The 17,735-nt window shown below is 33.3% G+C and carries 21 protein-coding genes; 16 read left to right on the plus strand and 5 right to left on the minus strand.

From position 1 onward, the window contains the following. Positions 1-331 precede the first annotated feature (331 nt). On the plus strand, positions 332-832 hold the full coding sequence (locus BG05_RS11900; RefSeq protein WP_002033821.1) for a hypothetical protein: 501 nt from the start codon (positions 332-334) through the stop codon (positions 830-832). Between the two features lie 31 nt (positions 833-863). Here BG05_RS11900 and BG05_RS11905 read toward each other — a convergent pair whose 3' ends face one another. Next, complete coding sequence (locus BG05_RS11905) at positions 864-1,097, minus strand: phage holin (protein ID WP_002014824.1); 234 nt, start codon at positions 1,095-1,097, stop codon at positions 864-866. 162 nt (positions 1,098-1,259) lie between these two features. Between BG05_RS11905 and BG05_RS11910 the strand changes: the two genes are divergently transcribed. Both BG05_RS11910 and BG05_RS11915 read left to right on the plus strand, forming a co-directional pair. Next, positions 1,260-1,913, plus strand: coding sequence for a diguanylate cyclase domain-containing protein (locus tag BG05_RS11910; protein WP_003191144.1), 654 nt, complete (start codon positions 1,260-1,262; stop codon positions 1,911-1,913). Between the two features lie 550 nt (positions 1,914-2,463). Beyond that, the gene (locus BG05_RS11915; RefSeq protein WP_002014826.1) at positions 2,464-3,126 is read left to right on the plus strand and encodes a YkyA family protein; all 663 of its coding nucleotides are present in this window, start codon (positions 2,464-2,466) and stop codon (positions 3,124-3,126) included. Positions 3,127-3,158: 32 nt separating this feature from the next. On the opposite strand, the gene BG05_RS11920 is transcribed toward BG05_RS11915, so the two are convergent. Further along, a complete protein-coding gene (locus tag BG05_RS11920; protein WP_002014827.1) occupies positions 3,159-3,617 on the minus strand; it encodes a YkyB family protein in 459 nt (152 codons plus the stop codon). Positions 3,618-3,758: 141 nt separating this feature from the next. On the opposite strand from BG05_RS11920, the gene BG05_RS11925 reads away from it, so the two are divergent. Then, the gene (locus BG05_RS11925) at positions 3,759-5,333 is read left to right on the plus strand and encodes a Ppx/GppA family phosphatase (RefSeq protein ID WP_003191081.1); all 1,575 of its coding nucleotides are present in this window, start codon (positions 3,759-3,761) and stop codon (positions 5,331-5,333) included. 108 nt (positions 5,334-5,441) lie between these two features. Then, a complete protein-coding gene (locus BG05_RS11930; protein ID WP_003191082.1) occupies positions 5,442-7,550 on the plus strand; it encodes a polyphosphate kinase in 2,109 nt (702 codons plus the stop codon). A gap of 166 nt (positions 7,551-7,716) precedes the next feature. Here BG05_RS11930 and BG05_RS11935 read toward each other — a convergent pair whose 3' ends face one another. Next, complete coding sequence (locus BG05_RS11935; RefSeq protein WP_002014830.1) at positions 7,717-7,953, minus strand: hypothetical protein; 237 nt, start codon at positions 7,951-7,953, stop codon at positions 7,717-7,719. 97 nt (positions 7,954-8,050) lie between these two features. Beyond that, positions 8,051-8,908, minus strand: coding sequence for a metallophosphoesterase (locus tag BG05_RS11940; RefSeq protein WP_002014831.1), 858 nt, complete (start codon positions 8,906-8,908; stop codon positions 8,051-8,053). A gap of 195 nt (positions 8,909-9,103) precedes the next feature. Here BG05_RS11940 and fadH point away from each other — a divergent pair, with 195 nt between their 5' ends. From fadH to BG05_RS11955, 3 genes are all read left to right on the plus strand, one after another. Then, a complete protein-coding gene (fadH, locus tag BG05_RS11945; RefSeq protein ID WP_002128892.1) occupies positions 9,104-9,868 on the plus strand; it encodes a 2,4-dienoyl-CoA reductase in 765 nt (254 codons plus the stop codon). 254 nt (positions 9,869-10,122) lie between these two features. Beyond that, positions 10,123-11,340, plus strand: a complete 1,218-nt coding sequence (locus tag BG05_RS11950; protein ID WP_003191087.1) for an EAL domain-containing protein — start codon at positions 10,123-10,125, stop codon at positions 11,338-11,340. Between the two features lie 182 nt (positions 11,341-11,522). Continuing rightward, on the plus strand, positions 11,523-12,011 hold the full coding sequence (locus tag BG05_RS11955) for a DUF3993 domain-containing protein (RefSeq protein WP_002128890.1): 489 nt from the start codon (positions 11,523-11,525) through the stop codon (positions 12,009-12,011). A 25-nt stretch (positions 12,012-12,036) separates the two neighbouring features. On the opposite strand, the gene BG05_RS11960 is transcribed toward BG05_RS11955, so the two are convergent. Then, positions 12,037-12,273, minus strand: coding sequence for a glutaredoxin domain-containing protein (locus BG05_RS11960; RefSeq protein WP_002014835.1), 237 nt, complete (start codon positions 12,271-12,273; stop codon positions 12,037-12,039). Between the two features lie 232 nt (positions 12,274-12,505). Between BG05_RS11960 and BG05_RS11965 the strand changes: the two genes are divergently transcribed. From BG05_RS11965 to BG05_RS12000, 8 genes are all read left to right on the plus strand, one after another. Continuing rightward, positions 12,506-12,742, plus strand: a complete 237-nt coding sequence (locus tag BG05_RS11965; protein WP_000055151.1) for a YkuJ family protein — start codon at positions 12,506-12,508, stop codon at positions 12,740-12,742. A 185-nt stretch (positions 12,743-12,927) separates the two neighbouring features. After that, positions 12,928-13,077: a hypothetical protein gene (locus BG05_RS30550; RefSeq protein WP_002033828.1), complete on the plus strand. Its 150-nt coding sequence runs from the start codon at positions 12,928-12,930 to the stop codon at positions 13,075-13,077. Positions 13,078-13,151: 74 nt separating this feature from the next. Then, complete coding sequence (locus BG05_RS11975) at positions 13,152-13,670, plus strand: ribonuclease H-like YkuK family protein (RefSeq protein WP_002033829.1); 519 nt, start codon at positions 13,152-13,154, stop codon at positions 13,668-13,670. Positions 13,671-13,797: 127 nt separating this feature from the next. Further along, the gene (gene abbA, locus BG05_RS11980) at positions 13,798-13,989 is read left to right on the plus strand and encodes an antirepressor AbbA (protein ID WP_033708000.1); all 192 of its coding nucleotides are present in this window, start codon (positions 13,798-13,800) and stop codon (positions 13,987-13,989) included. Positions 13,990-14,152: 163 nt separating this feature from the next. Then, complete coding sequence (gene cbpB / locus BG05_RS11985; RefSeq protein WP_002066926.1) at positions 14,153-14,596, plus strand: cyclic-di-AMP-binding protein CbpB; 444 nt, start codon at positions 14,153-14,155, stop codon at positions 14,594-14,596. Between the two features lie 177 nt (positions 14,597-14,773). Next, the gene (locus tag BG05_RS11990; protein ID WP_003191095.1) at positions 14,774-15,658 is read left to right on the plus strand and encodes a transcriptional regulator CcpC; all 885 of its coding nucleotides are present in this window, start codon (positions 14,774-14,776) and stop codon (positions 15,656-15,658) included. Between the two features lie 71 nt (positions 15,659-15,729). Then, entirely contained in the window at positions 15,730-16,452 is a 723-nt protein-coding gene (dapD, locus tag BG05_RS11995; protein ID WP_002128886.1) for a 2,3,4,5-tetrahydropyridine-2,6-dicarboxylate N-acetyltransferase, read from the plus strand. Positions 16,453-16,513: 61 nt separating this feature from the next. Beyond that, positions 16,514-17,644: an N-acetyldiaminopimelate deacetylase gene (locus tag BG05_RS12000; protein WP_002033831.1), complete on the plus strand. Its 1,131-nt coding sequence runs from the start codon at positions 16,514-16,516 to the stop codon at positions 17,642-17,644. Positions 17,645-17,735 lie beyond the last annotated feature (91 nt).

Raw genomic sequence — 17,735 nt, forward strand, 5'->3', positions numbered from 1 at the left:
AAGCCCGATTGGTAAAAGCTAATAATCAGTGGGGGATGGACAAAACCCCCACTGATTAAAGTTTCACTTTATTATATTGACCAAAAGAGAGTAAGAATTTATTTTGTTATGTAGTCAAGGAAGGAAATTGTAAAAAAATATTTAATAAAGTATAACCTGTGTCAACCTATTAAAAATGGTTTTTTCTTTATATTGTCGAATAGGATAAAAGGAAAAGAAAAATTTAATATGATTTGTAACAAGCTAAATGTTTTTTCTAAGTGTAGTTCATTGCATCGAGAGGCAGAATACAGTTGTATAGATGATATATCTGGAATGAGGTGAATATATTATGAAAATATGGAAACGAATTTCGGATCAAGGAAGGTATTCTATACCGTTACAGCCGGTTTTGTGGATTGATGGTTCTAAAAAGGACACGGAAGCATCCGATGTAGCAGTCACATTGCAAATCCGTAGTATGTATAAAGAAAAATTTTCGTATGAGATGATCTATGATGTTAATGACATACTAATTATTCGACTTGAAGTTGAAAATAAAGGCGTTGAAATGATTTCGCGAGTAGTTGTAAGTCATATGATTCGTGATTATTTCGCGTATATCCCAAACTCTTTAAAAGCAGATAAGGGAATAAGTGAGTTTTTATTTCAGCTTGTAAGGTGGCGAATCGATAATTTATCACCGAATGAAAAGGTAGAATTAATTTGTCAAATAAAAGCAAATAAAGATAAAGCTCCTCCCAATTCATTATTTCAGGCTACATATACATTTCAATATAAAGGTGTATCATATGGACCGCTACAAACAAATGAAGTGGTTGTCAGAAAATGATAAGAAGGAACCTGTGCGAAAGGTTCCTTCTTTAATGAAGATTGTGCTTCTTGAGTAATTTCTTTTGTTCCACTCCCTTTTTTCCAATATAGTTATTTTTGTATCCAAAATATAGAATGAATAGAAATGAAATAACATTTACTATAGCGTCAATTTGATCGTTTGTAATGAAGTTTATTCCGAAAGAGTTAAATAGTAATTTTAATGATAACAAAAAGCCAGCTAGTAAGCGCATAATATCTAATAGATTTTCTTTTTGAGGCATATAGGTCACTCCTTCCTAAAAACGATATATAGTATATATATGAAATAAAATAGAAAAGGTATACAAGCTTAAGTAGAAATGTACATTAAATATGTACATTTTTTATTTTATAGAAAAACATTATTGTTATAGAAACATATTTTGGTATAAAAGGGGGAGAGTATGAAACATAAAGGGAAAATTAGTGGGTTATTACTTGGGAACACAGTTGCGGTTACAGAATGGATTGCACTTCAGGATGTAATTGCTAAGCTAGATTCGAGATCATTTTTAACCTTCTTTATTATTTATATATTGCAAATGATACTAAGCTATTATTTTGGACATTGGTACGATAAAAGAACGAATACGCGTGTAAATATTGAAGTAGGAGGAATGACGAATAACGATTTTGTCGTTGATTTTTTTGGAAAAGTAGCTGCTTTATCAGAAAGAGATTCTCGTAATATTACAGTGTATATTCTTTCCGTAAAAGAATGGGATGTATTAAAAGACACAGTGCAAGAAAAAAAGTTAGATGAGCTAGTCCAAAGAGTAGAACGTACAATTGTAAAGACAGTTCGAAAAGGCGATGTAGTTACGAGGTGGGATGAAAATAAATATGTTATCGTAGCTGTTGATAATGGCTATGAAAAGTCAACAATAACAAGTAGATTAATCAAAAATATTCAAAATGAAATAGCGAATGATTTATTAAGTGTCACACTATTATTTGGGGCTGCAAGTTATCCTATAGAAGGGAAAACTTTTGAAGATTTGTTTAGAAAGGCACAAAATCAATTGTATAATTATAGAAACTTGCAAAGTCATGAATGAAACTTTGATTTAAAGAAGTATGATATAAAGATTTTTTGTAACATTTTTTTGTCTTTTGTTACAAGAAAACTTTTTTTTGTAACAAAAGTCTTTAAAAATATATGAAATCAGCATATAATTGTGTGTGGATGTGTCAATGCATTTTGCACAATGTTTTCAGTTTAAAAGTGTAGAGGAAAACATGCTCTACACTTTTCCTTTTTAAGAAATTAAAAGAATCTTTGTAAGAGTTGCGAGGTCCCCTTTGCACTATGTAAAATGGACAAAGAGGTTATTTGATAGAAAGTGAGAAAGGGAATGATAGACGTGAGAGGTCAACGATCATCTTTTATCAGGTGAAACATTATAGTGTTTCTTGCAGTAGGTAAGATTAAGGAAAATACCTTTATGTTTTAAGACATTACATAATTTTAAGTACGAAAATTGTACAAGCAGTATAAATAATTATTGATGATCTTCGTAAAAAGATGCGAGCGTGAAATAGCTAACGAAGTTACATGTTTTTCATGGGATTTTTGGCACGATGGTCGTTTATTAATAGGGGGAAAAGATGTTGAAATATAATAAATTAGCAATTGTAACTGCATTATCAATGACTTTACTAGCTGGTTGTTTTGGCCCAAAACCAGAAGAGGAGCTATATGTTGCATTTGAAAATGCTGCCAAGCAAGAAAAAACAATGTTTGAAGATGCGAAAAAATTAGAGTCATTAGAGAAAGAGGGTCAAGTATTATATAATCAAATTGTCCAAGAAGGAAAAGATAATAATCAGGCTGTTAAGGATAAGCTTGATCAAGCGGTGAAAAATACAGCTGAACGAGAAAAAGTTCTTATTAAAGAAAAAGAGGCGTTAAATAAAGCGCAAGAAGAAGTGAAGTCAGCTGATAAGCATGTGAAGAAAATTGAAGATAATAAATTAAAAGAACAGGCTGATAAAGTAAAGAGTACTTATGAGAAACGACATGATTCATTCCAAAAGATGTACGATAGCTATAATAAATCTTTAAAGCAAGAAAAAGAATTATATACAATGCTACAAGATAAAGGTACAAAATTAAAAGATATTAGCGAGAAAGTAAAGGTAGTAAACCAAGCATATAAAGATATTGAGACAGAAAAAGATAAGTTTAATGAATATACGAAATCATATAATACAGAAAAAGTTGCATTCTATAAACAAGCTAATATTAAAATTAAGGAAGATAAAAAATAAAACAGTTTGGCCTAATATTAGGCCAAACTGTTTTATTTTTTTGTATAGGTACGGCTATACCATGGAACTGGTTCGCTTAATTTTTTTTCCTGTTTTAATGCTTCAGGACCAATATAATCTTGAAGTGTTTTTTTTGCTATTGTTAAAGATAAGGTTGTTTTCGGATTTCGATAGGAGGATTCAAGGTGACCAAGATGCGGTAGGGTGCGAAAATCATCTTTCGTAGGAGGGATATGGAAAAAATAATCACCTAAACGTATAAGAACATCGGATTGTTGTTGACTAAAACGTGGATTTCTAGAAAAATGTAATCCTTCTTTGATAGCCTTTTTTTCAGTAATTAAGCGTTCTAAAGCAGTCTTTTTTAACCAATATAAGTACTTAGGGTTAGTTGCAGCTTTAGCATGACGATTCACAACGAAAATAGATTGAGCTAGTCTATTAATAGAATGTTGATTATGCAATGGAGATTGTGGTTGTGAAGGTTTCATATTGACTCTCCTTTCAATTTTTCCTTATTATAGCATAAATAAAATGGGTTTTTATTATATGCAAAAAGTAATTGTATATATTTTCAATATTAAAGCAATATTGTTACAAAAAACAACTATTTTGTATAATAGTGATAGAATATGTTTCAGAAATTTGATAATGAAAGAGTGAGAAGTTTGAAAGAAATATTAAAATTACAATATGCCATTATAGATATTGGATCTAATACAATGCGTTTAGTTATTTATGAAAAGCAAAATGGAGGTTTTTATAAAGAAATTGAAAATACGAAAGTGGTTGCTCGGTTAAGAAATTATTTAATCGATGGTGTTTTGAATGAAGAAGGTAAAGAAGTATTGTTACAAACATTATTTCAATTTCAAGAAAGTACAAAATTCCATCAGTTGCATCATGTACTTTGTGTTGCAACGGCAACAATTAGACAGGCTGAGAATCAAGAGGAGATTAAAAAACTTGTTGAAGGACAAACAGACTTTACTCTTAGAGTATTATCAGAATATGAGGAAGCACGTTACGGCTATTTAGCAGTTATGAATTCTACTTCGTTTTCGGAAGGAATAACAGTAGATATTGGTGGCGGAAGTACGGAAGTTACATATATTAAAAATAGAGAGATTTTAGAGTACCATAGTTTTCCTTTTGGTGCGCTTTCTTTAAAACATCTATTTATTAAAGGTGATATTCCTACTAAAGATGAATTAGAGGAAATTCGAGAGTATTTAGAGTGTCAATTTCGAACGTTACCATGGTTAATTGATAAGAAATTGCCTCTTATTGCAATTGGTGGTAGTGCGAGAAACTTAGCGAAAATCCACCAAAATTTAACAAACTATCCTATAGCGGGAGTACATTTATACAAAATGAAAGAAGAAGATATTGAAAATGTAAAAGGTGCATTGGAAAAACAATCGTTTATCGAACTTCAGAAAATGGAAGGATTGGCAAAAGATCGAGCTGATACAATTATTCCAGCGGTTGAAGTATTTCATAAACTTGTAAATATTACAGAAGCAACGGCATTTGTATTAAGCAAAAAAGGATTAAGAGAAGGTGTTTTCTATGAAGAGTTGACGAAAGATTTAGGGATTTCATATTATCCGAATGTAGTTGAAGAAAGCTTACATTTGTTATCACACGAATATGAAATGGATATGGAATTTGTCATTCAACTTATTAAACATGGAAGATTGATTTGTAAACAACTCGAAGAAATGGGACTGATTTCTGTTTCAATAAAAGACTGGGAAGCATTCCATCAAGCAGCGAAAGTATTTAATATTGGAAAATATATAGACGAAGAAGCGAGTCGTTTACACACGTTTTATTTATTGGCAAATAAAACAATTGACGGCATGATGCATAAAGATCGAGTGAGGTTAGCGCTTATTGCATCTTATAAATCAAAAATGCTATTTAAACAACATTTATCTCCATTTGAAGGTTGGTTTGATAAAAGCGAACAAAAAAAAATCCGCCTATTAGGCGCTGTTTTACAATTTTCAGCTGCTTTAAATGTAAGACAAAGATCGCTTGTTGATACGATATCCATAACAGAAAATAAAGAAGGATTAACGTTTAGAATTTTATGTGAGCAATCGGCATTAGCAGAAAAAGTACAAGCTGAAAAACAAAAAAAGCAGCTAGAAAGAGTATTGAAAACAAATATTCACTTATCATTCGAATCAAAACGTTAAGTTGTACGGATGTCTTTACAGAAAATTAACACTTTGGAATATTGTAATTTGATAAAATGAAAGTAACTAAATTATAGTGAAAAAGTTTCAAAGGGAAGTGTGAAGAGAATGGAATTGCTAAAGGGGAATTTAGTAAATTTAAATGATACAGCGTATTATAATAATCGTGAATTAAGCTGGCTAGCATTTAATGAACGTGTATTACAAGAAGCGCAAGATGAAAATAATCCACTATTAGAAAGACTAAAGTTTATTAGTATTTTTAGTTCGAATTTAGATGAATTTTTTATGGTGCGCGTAGCAGGTTTGAAAGATCAAGTAAGTGCGGGATTTAATCAGCCAGAAAATAAAGCAGGTTTAACACCAAAGAAACAGTTAAATAAGATTGCGATAAAATCGCATGAGTTAATGACTGTGCAGTATGAAACGTTTAAAAATTATGTATTGCCAGCGCTTGAACTAGAGGGGATTGAGCGTTTAACATTCCATGATTTGACGAAAGAGCAAAGGGAATTTATCGAGGAGTATTTTGATGAACAAATATTTCCGGTTTTAACCCCTGTATCTATTGATGCGTATCGTCCATTTCCAATGTTATTAAATAAAAGTTTGAATTTAGCTACTATTTTATATGATGAGCAACAGGCTGCGGAAGAAAATCGTACGAAGTTAGGAATTGTACAAGTGCCTTCATTACTGGAGCGTTTCATATTTTTACCGAGTGAAGGGCAAAAACATAAATTTATTTTATTAGAAGATGTAATTAGTGGTTTTACTCATAAACTATTCACAGGATATAACGTATCACCTGTTACTCGTTTCCGTATTACACGTAATGCGGATTTAACGATCCATGAAGAAGGTGCACGCGATTTATTAAAAGTAATTGAAAAAGAATTGAAAAAGCGTAAGTGGGGAGCTGCCGTTCGTTTAGAAGTTGGTAAAGAACACATTGATGAAAGAGTGTTAGCGTTATTGTATGATGTGTTAGAAGTAAAAGATGAAGATGTGTACATGATGGATGGACCGTTAGATTTAACATGTTTATTCTCCTTATATAAAAAATTAGCGCCTTTATATGAACATCTAGTATATCCGGCTCTTATTCCTCAACCTCCTCAAGATTTAGGTGATGAGGAAGATGTATTTGAAAAAGCGATAGAACATGATATTTTATTACACCATCCCTTTGAGTCGTTTCAGCCAGTCGTTGATTTTGTCCGTGATGCGGCAGATGACTCGAATGTACTTGCGATCAAACAAACATTATATCGTGTAAGTGGAGATTCTCCAATAATTCAGGCGCTGAAGGTAGCAGCTGAAAAAGGAAAACAAGTGACGGTATTGGTTGAGTTAAAGGCAAGGTTTGATGAAGAGAATAATGTTCATTGGGCTAAAGAATTGGAACAGGCCGGATGTCACGTTATTTACGGAGTAAGTCACTTGAAAACGCATAGTAAAATTACGTTAGTTGTAAGAAGAAGAAACGGAAAAATTGAAAGGTTTGTACATCTTGGAACCGGAAATTATAATGATGCAACAGCGAAGTTGTATACCGATTTTGGATATATTACATCGCGAAAAGACTTTGGTGTAGATGCAACAAATTTCTTTAATTATTTGAGTGGTTATACAAAAAAACCGCATTTTCATCATTTATCTGTTGCCCCGTTTGATATAAGAGAGCAGTTTATGGAGTTAATAGATGAGGAAATCCGTTATCATAGACAATATGGAAATGGATATATTATCGCTAAAATGAATTCGTTAACAGATAAACCATTAATAAAAAAAATGTATGAAGCATCACAAGCTGGGGTAAGGGTAGAGCTCATCGTTAGAGGGACATGTTGTTTAAGACCTGGGATTCCGAATGTAAGTGAAAATATTCGTGTAGTTAGTGTTGTTGGAAGATATTTAGAACATAGTCGTATTTATTATTTCCATCATAATGGAGATGAAAAAATATATTTATCTTCAGCTGATTTGATGACGCGAAATATGGAAAAACGAGTAGAAATATCCTTCCCAATTTTAGATATTGAAATGAAAGCGAGAATAAAGGCAATTTTACAGCTGGTTTTAGCTGATAATGTGAAAACACGTGAACAAAATAAAGATGGTGACTATTATTATATAATTAATAGTAGTATAGAAGAAATTGATAGCCAAGTGAATTTATTTAAGATGGCGTATCAAAATACAGACGCTGAATAGTGTGAAAAAAGTAAAAACCTCTTATTGAATTTAAGAGGTTTTTACTTTTTTTCTCTACTCATATATTCTCAAAATGGAAGGATGAGTAGAGAGAATAGTTTTTATTATAGGCGTGTGATGAGTCGGTTCGTTGAGAGAAAAACATTAGAAGAATGGTTGGTTTAAATTAATAATAGTATGGTTGTTGACAAGGCCCTCCGTAACAAGGAAAAGGTGCTGGTGGTGGGAAAGGCGGTGGATAAGGCGGATAAAACGGTCTAGGCCCGAAAGCTAATGCTCCACCGAGCAATCCTCCAGCAATTCCAGCTAGAAATGGAACACCGAAAAATGGAAAGAAGCGTGAGTCGCCTGCTGGGCCAAAAGGTGCTGAACGAACTGGGATTGGTTGATAATATGGATACATGAACAAACCTCCTTTACTGGACTCATTTTTATCATATGGTGGACCAAGCGTGGATGAGCGCGTACAAGGAAGGATATGTAAGGAAATAGGCGAATTGTTACGAATGTTGTAGGATGAAGAGTGTAATTTCAGGTTTTGACATAAAGCGGAATGGGACACGTGTTCTTCCAATACCTCGATTGACATAGAGAGTCAAACCTTGAATGTTATAGAAACCTTCAATATATTCTTTTGCAAGCGACGGGGTAATAATAGCACCTAAAAAAGGAATTTGTACTTGTCCCCCATGGCTATGACCAGAAAGTTGAAGATTGATTGGATATGTAGCGATTTGTGGCGCGATATCTGGTTCGTGAACGAGAACAATTGTATAAATATTTTGTTTTGCATGTTGTAAAGTTTCCGCTATTTTTGGTTTACCCAGTAGCATATCATCGAGTCCGAAAATAGAAATTTCACTATTATCCAGTAAACGAATTCGCTTTTCGCTATTTTGCAAAAGTTCAAATCCAGATTCGCGCATGATGTGATCATAGTATTCAGTTCCATATCCGCCATGGTCGTGGTTACCATAAATAGAAAATTTACCGAAGGGTGCCTGTATATTCTTTAAAATGGATGCAACAAAAGAAGCCTCGGTATATGTTTGGTAATCATCAATGAGGTCACCAGTAAAAAGGACAATATCTGGCTTTTCAGCATTAATCTTGGAAACGATTTGAGATAAATGTTGGAGAGAGAAATAGTATCCTAGATGTAAATCGCTAAATTGAAGGATCTTCATACCATGAAAACCTTTTGGTATGAGCGGTGATTTAAGTGTGTGTTGCGTAAAAGAAAGCAAATAGGGCTCTATATATTTAGCATAATAATAGCCGATGCTTGCGGTTATAAATGAATATAGACAAGTGCGTATTCCAGATTTTAAAAAATTTCTTCTTGTAATTTTCTTCATATACAGGTTACTCGAACCTCCCTTCAGTTTTTTTAAAATATATTTTAAATACTAAAAAAGTAGTATAGATTACGAAAAAAATGAACGAAAAGAAACCTCTTTACGTTAAAATATCAGAAAAATTGAAAAATATAGAGATTTCTATCAAATAAAGTGATAAAATGAATATGTATTCATTTTTTGGAGGGGATGTATGTGAAAGAGAAGGTAGTTATTATAACAGGTGGATCAAGTGGAATGGGAAAAGGGATGGCGATACGTTTTGCGAAAGAAGGGGCACGTGTTGTTATTACAGGGCGTACAAAAGAAAAGCTAGAAGAAGCAAAGTTAGAAATTGAACAGTTTCCAGGGCAAGTATTATCTGTACAAATGGATGTACGAAATACTGATGATATTCAAAAAATGATTGAACATATTGATGAGAAGTTTGGACGAATTGATATTTTAATAAATAATGCAGCTGGAAACTTTATTTGTCCAGCAGAGGACTTATCTGTGAATGGCTGGAATTCGGTAATTAATATTGTATTAAATGGTACATTTTATTGCAGTCAGGCTATTGGGAAATATTGGATTGAAAAAGGTATAAAAGGAAATATTATTAACATGGTGGCAACATATGCATGGGATGCAGGCCCAGGGGTTATCCATTCGGCAGCAGCTAAAGCTGGTGTACTAGCGATGACAAAAACTCTTGCTGTTGAGTGGGGACGTAAATATGGAATACGAGTTAACGCTATCGCACCAGGACCAATTGAGCGTACAGGTGGTGCCGATAAATTATGGATTTCAGAAGAAATGGCTAAGCGTACATTGCAAAGTGTTCCACTTGGTAGAATGGGTACACCAGAAGAAATTGCGGGTCTAGCTTATTATTTATGTTCAGATGAAGCTGCATACATAAATGGAACTTGTATGACAATGGATGGTGGCCAGCATTTGCATCAATATCCATTTTAAAAGGAAAGAAAAATGAATGATTCATTAATTTTTCTTTGGTGAAATGTGACGAAGTTGTGACACGTGAGAGAAATGTGTTTACAAAGGGGAATATATAGGTTATATTTAAGACCTCTTTTTTCTTCATAGTAGAATTGCTAATTCCCCTTAGCATTTTACCCCTCTAATCCCTTCAGGAAAACTGAAGGGATTTTTTATTATTTTTCCGTAAATATCGTGTTATAATTTTTGAAAAGTAAAGGGAGGGAAGCACGTTGATAGATGCATTAGATGTAATGAGTAACTTGGATAAAGTCCTTCCTTATTATCAAGCTATTTTTAGTGCTGATGAGCATACAGTAATTGGATATGAAGTTGTAGGACGTATTCAAACAGAAGAGGGCATACAAAGTTTAGCATCTTTCTTCCATGATGATTCTATTCCGAGTGAGTTCCAACTTGAAGCGGATAACATCATCGTAGAAAAAGCGTTAAATAGGTATTTAGAAACGGATCAAAAATTATTATTATTTATACATCGGAATGCTAATGTATTAATGAATGATGAAGATGAAAGTTTACTTCAACTTTTGCTGATGTATGAAGAACAAGGTTTGAACTTACAACGCATTGTTCTGGAAATAACAGAACATGAATGTAAAGAAGATATAGAACAATTTAATCATTTACTCATGTATTATCGTACATATGGTATTCAAATTTCGATTAATAAAGTCGGAACGGGTACAAGTAATTTAGAGCGTATTAGCGTGTTAGCACCGGATATTTTAAAAGTAGATTTAACAAATTTAAGGCAAACTGCACTTTTACAATCTTATCAAGATATTTTATATTCCTTATCTTTACTTGCTAGAAGAATTGGTGCAACATTGTTATATGAAGAAATAGATGCTTTTTATCAACTACAATATGCTTGGAAAAACGGTGGTAGATATTATCAAGGGAATTATTTGAAAGAGTGCTTACCTGATTTTATTGAAACGAACGTTTTGAAAGAACGACTTGGTAATGAGTGTCATCAATTTATTCAACATGAGAAGAAGAAATTACAAAAAATTTATAATTTAACAGAACTGTTACGTGATCGAATTGGTGATGTTCTAGCTAAACAGAAAAAGAATGAAGATATAAATGATTGGTTATTACAATTTAGCCAAAGTGTATCACAGTGTAGTTTCCGCATATTTATTTGTAACGAAGATGGTTTCCAACAATCAGGAAACGTTATGAAAAAAGATGGGGAATGGATTGTGATGCCTGAGTATTATATGAAGAACTGGAGTTGGCGTCCGTATTTTCTAGAAAATATTATGAAAATGCGTTTTGAGAATAAGGCAAGACTTTCAGATTTATATGCTGATATTGAAACCGGTGAGATGGTACGGACATTTTCCTTCCCAATTGATGATGAAAACTTTTTATTTATAGATTTATCGTATGAATATTTATATGAAGAAGATGTTTTATTTTAATGCACGAAGAGATTCGTGCATTTTTTGTTTGTTTTTATCATAAATTGGTAATAGTGAAAATGGTGATGAAAATGCTGTCTATCGTTGTAAAGATTTTACGAACGAAATCATCCCTTTCTTTGCATAATCATTGTTACAATGAATACTACAAAGACAAGCTCTTTTAAAAGGAAGGTGAAAAAATGAAGAAATATGGAATATGGTTTGTTCTATTTATATGTGTTGCCTTTCTAGTTGGCTATAGTGTCACAACTGTTTTAGGAAAAGAAGAAGTGAAAGTGGATCGGAAAGAAGTGTTTACAACGATACAAAAAGGTTATGAGACGCAATTTTCAATCCGCGGGAAGCAAATACCTACGAATAAGATGATAGAGACGTTATCACCATATTTTACAAATAATTTCCTTCAAGTTTTTACAGATGAAAACAGTAGAAATGAAAAACAAAGTGGTGAATATTTACTTCCAGCAAAAGAAGCTCCATTTTCTTTTAATTCAGAAACAAAAATGTCTTATGATGAAGAACATAAAAATTTATATGTCTATGAGCGGACAAAGAGTGGACAATATCAAATTGTGACATTGCAAAAGGATAATGGAAAATGGAAATTAGCAGGGTATCATGAAAGTCAGGAACTGTTGACTGAAATAAAAAGGTTACAACAATTATGAGAATAGGAATAGGTGTCGCCTATTCCTATTCTATACCGAGTAGCTGTTGTAATTTTTCAATTTGAAAACCTGCCACAACTTCTTCGTCAATTACAACTGTTGGAGTTGAATAGGATTCATAGTCATATAAAAGACGATTGCGTGCAGCAGCGTCTTTTTTTATGTCAAATTCTTCGTATACAACGTTATTATGTTTTAAAAATTCTTTTACAATGGTACAAGGCGGACAATCAGGTTGTGTATAAACCTCAATTTTTTTCATTGTAATTCCTCCCTTTTTCTGTTGTTTATTATATTCTGCCAGTATAAAAAGCGCAATAAAGAAGTAAAAAGATGCTCTTTCATCTTTTTACTTCTTATTTCGACAAATTTTAGTTGAGTTTCTTGCCAAGAACCTTTATCCTAGATTGTGGAACGTTTTTTCTGTTATGACGGATAGAATGAGTATAGCTGTAAAACCTATTGGTAGGAAGATCAGAGAAAGGAGAGATTTCATGTCTCTACTCCAAGGAATTTTAACTCGACTTGTTAGTCTACAAGAACAAGCTGAAAGCGGTGAAGTAGCACAACGCTATTTTGAAGTGAACGGTGAGCGCAAATGTAGCGTGAAATTTTTCGATAAAAGTGAAATGTATGAGTTAGAAGTGTATCAACAAGGTGAAAAACCTCAAGTGTATCAATTCGATAACATCGATATGGTTGCAATTGAGATTTACGATATCATTTCTTGATACATATAAAAAAGGTACTGCCAAATGGCGGTACCTTTTTTAGTTATATTAATTAATGGGCTATATAGGTAGTAGAAGTTTCAATTTAAGTCGCGATTAAATAAAAGAGTTTTTATAAATGTATATGTATAGGAATTTTTCATTTTTCCTACAATGATAGTAAATATTAACAGGAGGTGCAAAGGATGGAACGCTTACCGATTGTTATTTGTCCTAATTGTCACAGTCATGCTGAAATTAATCACGTATTAACCGCCCAATCTAATCAAAATGTAATATATACATGTAGGTTTTGTAATTATGTAATTCGAAATATTGAAACGAATAAAGGGTAGTAAGTTATAATTTTTGTTTTTGTCCCATACAATGAGAATACGAAAAGTCTGTCTAATTGAAAGGACGTGACTATGTGGACGGTGAGCATACATTTTATAATGTTTCAGAGAGACATTTGAATTTTGATATGGTATTTAACCGTATTTGTAGTTTCATTGAAAAGGATCCGCGAAATTTATATCGATTATCTATTGGGACAGACTCACAAGCGCATCAAAAGGATACGAGGTTTATTACAGCGATACATATTCATCGTGTTGGAAAAGGAGCATGGGGATGTTTGCATCATAAATCAGTGAAAAATAAGCCAGCAACGTTGCGAGAGAAAATATATTTAGAAACACAGTTTAGTCAAGAAATCGCCTATCTATTTACTCCCAATCATATACAAGCGATATGGGATTTATTGCACCCATACGCTCAAGATGGAGCAGGATTCATAATGGAGATTCATTTAGATATCGGGAATGATGGTTTAACAAAAGAATTTATTTTAGATATGACGATGAAAATTCAAGCAATGGGATTAACAGCAAAAATTAAACCAGATGCTTATGCGGCATTTAGTTACGCAAACAGATATACAAAATAATGTGAAATGATGTCTATATATTCGCAGTCGTTAAGTATTTCTAACAAAAACTGAATATTACATCTGTTAAATAGACTGAAAAATTTATATAATGAGAGTGATGATGCGAGTGCAAGGAGAGGAGCATATGGAAAAGGAATTTGTTTTAACAAGAGAAGAAGAAAATTTATTGTTGGATATTCTGTTTCAGCAAAATTACGCGAGCGAAATTTTAGCGGTGGAGCTTACAGACATTGAGAATGGTTTAAAACAGATAGATGTGACGCAATATAAAAAAATCACAAGATTGTTTTACCGATTAAAAAATAAAGGGTATTAAGCACTACCGGAATGGTAGTCTTTTTTTTATGTTATATGCTAAAATAGTTATGTATTTTTATTAGAAGAATGTCAGGACAAAATAATAATATGAAAACGCTATCATAAAATGTGAATAGGACCGGAGAATATTAGCAGGAAAAAGGGAAAATGGGGGATGTAACATGATTAGTATTCCGAAAGACGAGTTTCAACAAATTCTTGTGAAGGATTTAATGATTTCATCAGATAAAGTAGCACATGTACAAATAGGGAATGGTCTAGAACATGCTTTACTCGTTCTTGTGAAATCTGGATATTCGGCGATTCCTGTTTTAGACCCTATGTATAAATTACATGGATTAATTAGTACTGCTATGATTTTAGATGGTATTTTAGGATTAGAGCGCATTGAGTTTGAAAGACTTGAGAATATGAAAGTGGAACAAGTGATGAAGGAAGAGATTCCAGTTCTTATGTTAGAAGATTCTTTTGCAAAAGCTTTAGAAATGACAATTGATCATCCTTTTATTTGCGCTGTCAATGAAGAAGGTTACTTCGAGGGTATTTTAACACGGCGGGCTATTTTAAAATTGTTGAATAAAAAAGTGAGACAGCATAATCGATAACGTAGGGAAAGTGACTTCACAGAAAAGGCGAAGTCACTTTTTTTCGTGCATATCAGTTGTGTATGTATTATATTTAAAAAGACATAAAGCATAAGAAAAGTTTGAACTAACAAACCGTTCTAATGTATAAAAGTATGCAATTAAATTAAGGATGAAATACTTATTAAAATTAGGTGTATGGAAGCTAAGGAAAGAGGGAGAAAGTTGCAAATTGATGATTTTCAAATGATGGTTGTGTTAGCTCAGGAATCAAATATGAGAAAAGCGGCGGAACGTTTATTTGTTTCCCAACCTGCGCTTAGTCAACGATTACAATCTATGGAGAAACAATGGGGAATGAAATTTTTTATTCGTTCACAAAAAGGATTAACAATTACACCTGAAGGGGAAAAAGTTGCAAATTATGCAAAAGAAATGTTACAACGGGAAGAGGGTATTAAAAGTGAACTGGCTCTTTTTAGAACCGAAACATACGGTACGTTAAAAATAGCTGTTGCATCAGTCATTGGGCAATATTGGCTTCCACCTGTTTTGAAAAAATTTGTGCATAAGTATCCTTCTGTGAAGATATCTCTGTTTACTGGCTGGAGTAGTGAAGTGCAAAAGCAATTTTATGAAGGAGACGTTCATGTTGCTATACTGAGAGGATCACAAGAATACAAAGGGCAGAAACAACAATTATTTGAAGATGAATTATATTTAGTTGATAAAGAAATAAAAGATATTTCGATGTTAAAAGAGACAAATAGACCATTTATTCAATTTAAAAGTGATTCGACCTACTATGGACAAATACAAAATTGGTGGTATGGATTATTTTCAAATCCACCTAAGCGAACGATTGTAGTTGACCAAATTGAAACGTGCAAACAGCTTGTTTTAAATGGAATAGGTTATGCTCTTTTACCTTCGACTGTTTTAAAAGAAGTGCAGGAAAATATGTATAAAACACCTGTTCAATTAACGAGAGAAACATGGTTATTGACGAGTGACTCGGCAAGGCAGTTGAAGCAAGTACAAGCATTTTTAGAAATTATAGAAGAAATTCAAATGGGAAAATAAGATTATTGTCTTGCTACTCGCTCTATCGTTTGGTAGAGTAACATTATAAATGGATTTAGGAGGCAACAAGAATGAAAATGATGGACGCTAACGAAATTATTTCGTTTATTCAAAACAGTGAAAAGAAAACTCCTGTAAAGGTATACATAAAAGGGGATTTAAAAGAGGTAACATTCCCTGAAACAGTACAAGCATTTGTAAATAAAAAATCTGGTGTATTATTCGGAGAATGGTCTGAAATTAAGACAATTCTTGATGAAAATAGCAAGCACATTGTTGACTATGTAGTTGAGAATGACCGTCGTAATTCTGCAATTCCAATGCTTGATTTAAAAGGTATTAAAGCTCGTATTGAGCCAGGCGCGATTATTCGTGACCATGTAGAAATTGGTGACAACGCTGTTATCATGATGAATGCAACAATTAACATCGGTGCTGTAATTGGTGAAGGTACTATGATCGACATGAACGCAGTGCTTGGTGGACGTGCAACAGTTGGTAAGAACTGTCACGTAGGTGCAGGTGCTGTACTTGCCGGTGTTATTGAGCCACCTTCTGCAAAACCAGTTATCGTTGAAGATGATGTTGTAATTGGTGCAAATGTAGTTGTTCTAGAAGGCGTTACAGTAGGTAAAGGTGCAGTTGTAGCAGCAGGAGCTGTTGTAACAGAAGATGTGCCTCCATATACAGTTGTTGCGGGAACTCCGGCACGTGTAATTAAAGAAATTGATGAGAAGACAAAAGCAAAAACTGAAATTAAACAAGAGCTTCGTCAATTAAACCCAGAGAAATAAAAAATAAAAAGCGTAAGAGCATGAATGTGCTCTTACGCTTTTTATAGATAGAGGTGCAAAAATGACAGTAAGCAAATTTGTCCAAGTTCGTAGAGATTTACATAAAATTCCGGAGATTGGATTTAAAGAGTGGAAAACACAACAGTATATTTTAGATTATATAGGAACGCTTCCTAATGAATATTTGGAAGTGAAAACATGGAAAACAGGTGTAATTGTTAAAGTAAATGGAAAAAATCCAGAAAAAATAATAGGTTATCGTGCAGATATAGACGGTCTACCAATTACAGAGGAAACTGGATATGAATTCTCTTCTGTCCATGAAGGAATGATGCATGCATGTGGACATGATTTGCATGCAACAATCGGTTTAGGACTTCTAACAGCGGCTGTAAGCGAAAGAATAGATGATGATCTTGTGTTTATATTCCAACCAGCTGAAGAAGGTCCAGGTGGTGCACTTCCTATGTTAGAAAGCGATGAGTTAAAAGAATGGAAGCCTAATATGATTCTTGGACTTCATATTGCGCCTGAATACTCTGTGGGAACAATCGCGACAAAAGAAGGTTTATTATTTGCGAATACATCAGAGCTATACGTTGATTTAAAAGGAAAAGGTGGACATGCTGCATATCCGCATACAGCAAATGATATGATTGTTGCAGCGAGTCATCTCGTTACACAACTTCAATCAGTTATTAGTCGTAATGTGAACCCTCTTGACAGTGCGGTAATTACAATTGGGAAAATTACAGGTGGTACAGTTCAAAACATTATCGCAGAAAAGTCTCGTTTAGAAGGAACAATTCGAACGCTATCAGTGGAATCAATGAAACGTGTTAAAAGCCGAATTGAGGCAATTGTTGCGGGAATAGAAGCTTCTTTTCAATGTGAAGCTGTTATTGACTACGGAGCGATGTATCATCAAGTGTATAACCATGAGGAGCTAACGAGAGAGTTTATGCAATTTACACGTGAACAAACGACTATGGACGTAATTACGTGTACGGAGGCAATGACAGGTGAAGACTTTGGTTATATGCTTCGAGAGATACCTGGATTTATGTTTTGGCTTGGAGTAAATTCAGAATATGGTTTACATCATGCGAAATTAAAACCAGACGAAGAGGTTATTGAGAAAGCAATTGTATTTTTAAATCAATATGTGAAGTGGAAGGGAAATAGAAAGTGAACTTACTCGCTAATTGTGCAATAGTTTAGAGTGGGGACTTCTTAGTTCAGAGACGAAAACATCTTTCGTATTCGTTAGTGTTAGACATCTT

The organism is Bacillus mycoides (assembly GCF_000832605.1).
Taxonomy (GTDB): Bacteria; Bacillota; Bacilli; order Bacillales; family Bacillaceae_G; genus Bacillus_A; species Bacillus_A mycoides.

Excerpts from the sequence above, each read along its gene's own strand:
- BG05_RS11900 (WP_002033821.1), top strand. The coding sequence starts at position 332 with ATGAAAATATGGAAACGAATTTCGGATCAAGGAAGGTATTCTATACCG.
- BG05_RS11905 (WP_002014824.1), bottom strand. The coding sequence starts at position 1,097 with ATGCCTCAAAAAGAAAATCTATTAGATATTATGCGCTTACTAGCTGGC.
- BG05_RS11910 (WP_003191144.1), top strand. The coding sequence starts at position 1,260 with ATGAAACATAAAGGGAAAATTAGTGGGTTATTACTTGGGAACACAGTT.
- BG05_RS11915 (WP_002014826.1), top strand. The coding sequence starts at position 2,464 with ATGTTGAAATATAATAAATTAGCAATTGTAACTGCATTATCAATGACT.
- BG05_RS11920 (WP_002014827.1), bottom strand. The coding sequence starts at position 3,617 with ATGAAACCTTCACAACCACAATCTCCATTGCATAATCAACATTCTATT.
- BG05_RS11925 (WP_003191081.1), top strand. The coding sequence starts at position 3,759 with ATGTTTCAGAAATTTGATAATGAAAGAGTGAGAAGTTTGAAAGAAATA.
- BG05_RS11930 (WP_003191082.1), top strand. The coding sequence starts at position 5,442 with ATGGAATTGCTAAAGGGGAATTTAGTAAATTTAAATGATACAGCGTAT.
- BG05_RS11935 (WP_002014830.1), bottom strand. The coding sequence starts at position 7,953 with ATGTATCCATATTATCAACCAATCCCAGTTCGTTCAGCACCTTTTGGC.
- BG05_RS11940 (WP_002014831.1), bottom strand. The coding sequence starts at position 8,908 with ATGAAGAAAATTACAAGAAGAAATTTTTTAAAATCTGGAATACGCACT.
- BG05_RS11955 (WP_002128890.1), top strand. The coding sequence starts at position 11,523 with ATGAAGAAATATGGAATATGGTTTGTTCTATTTATATGTGTTGCCTTT.
- BG05_RS11960 (WP_002014835.1), bottom strand. The coding sequence starts at position 12,273 with ATGAAAAAAATTGAGGTTTATACACAACCTGATTGTCCGCCTTGTACC.
- BG05_RS11965 (WP_000055151.1), top strand. The coding sequence starts at position 12,506 with ATGTCTCTACTCCAAGGAATTTTAACTCGACTTGTTAGTCTACAAGAA.
- BG05_RS30550 (WP_002033828.1), top strand. The coding sequence starts at position 12,928 with ATGGAACGCTTACCGATTGTTATTTGTCCTAATTGTCACAGTCATGCT.
- abbA (WP_033708000.1), top strand. The coding sequence starts at position 13,798 with ATGGAAAAGGAATTTGTTTTAACAAGAGAAGAAGAAAATTTATTGTTG.
- cbpB (WP_002066926.1), top strand. The coding sequence starts at position 14,153 with ATGATTAGTATTCCGAAAGACGAGTTTCAACAAATTCTTGTGAAGGAT.
- BG05_RS11990 (WP_003191095.1), top strand. The coding sequence starts at position 14,774 with ATGGAAGCTAAGGAAAGAGGGAGAAAGTTGCAAATTGATGATTTTCAA.
- dapD (WP_002128886.1), top strand. The coding sequence starts at position 15,730 with ATGAAAATGATGGACGCTAACGAAATTATTTCGTTTATTCAAAACAGT.
- BG05_RS12000 (WP_002033831.1), top strand. The coding sequence starts at position 16,514 with ATGACAGTAAGCAAATTTGTCCAAGTTCGTAGAGATTTACATAAAATT.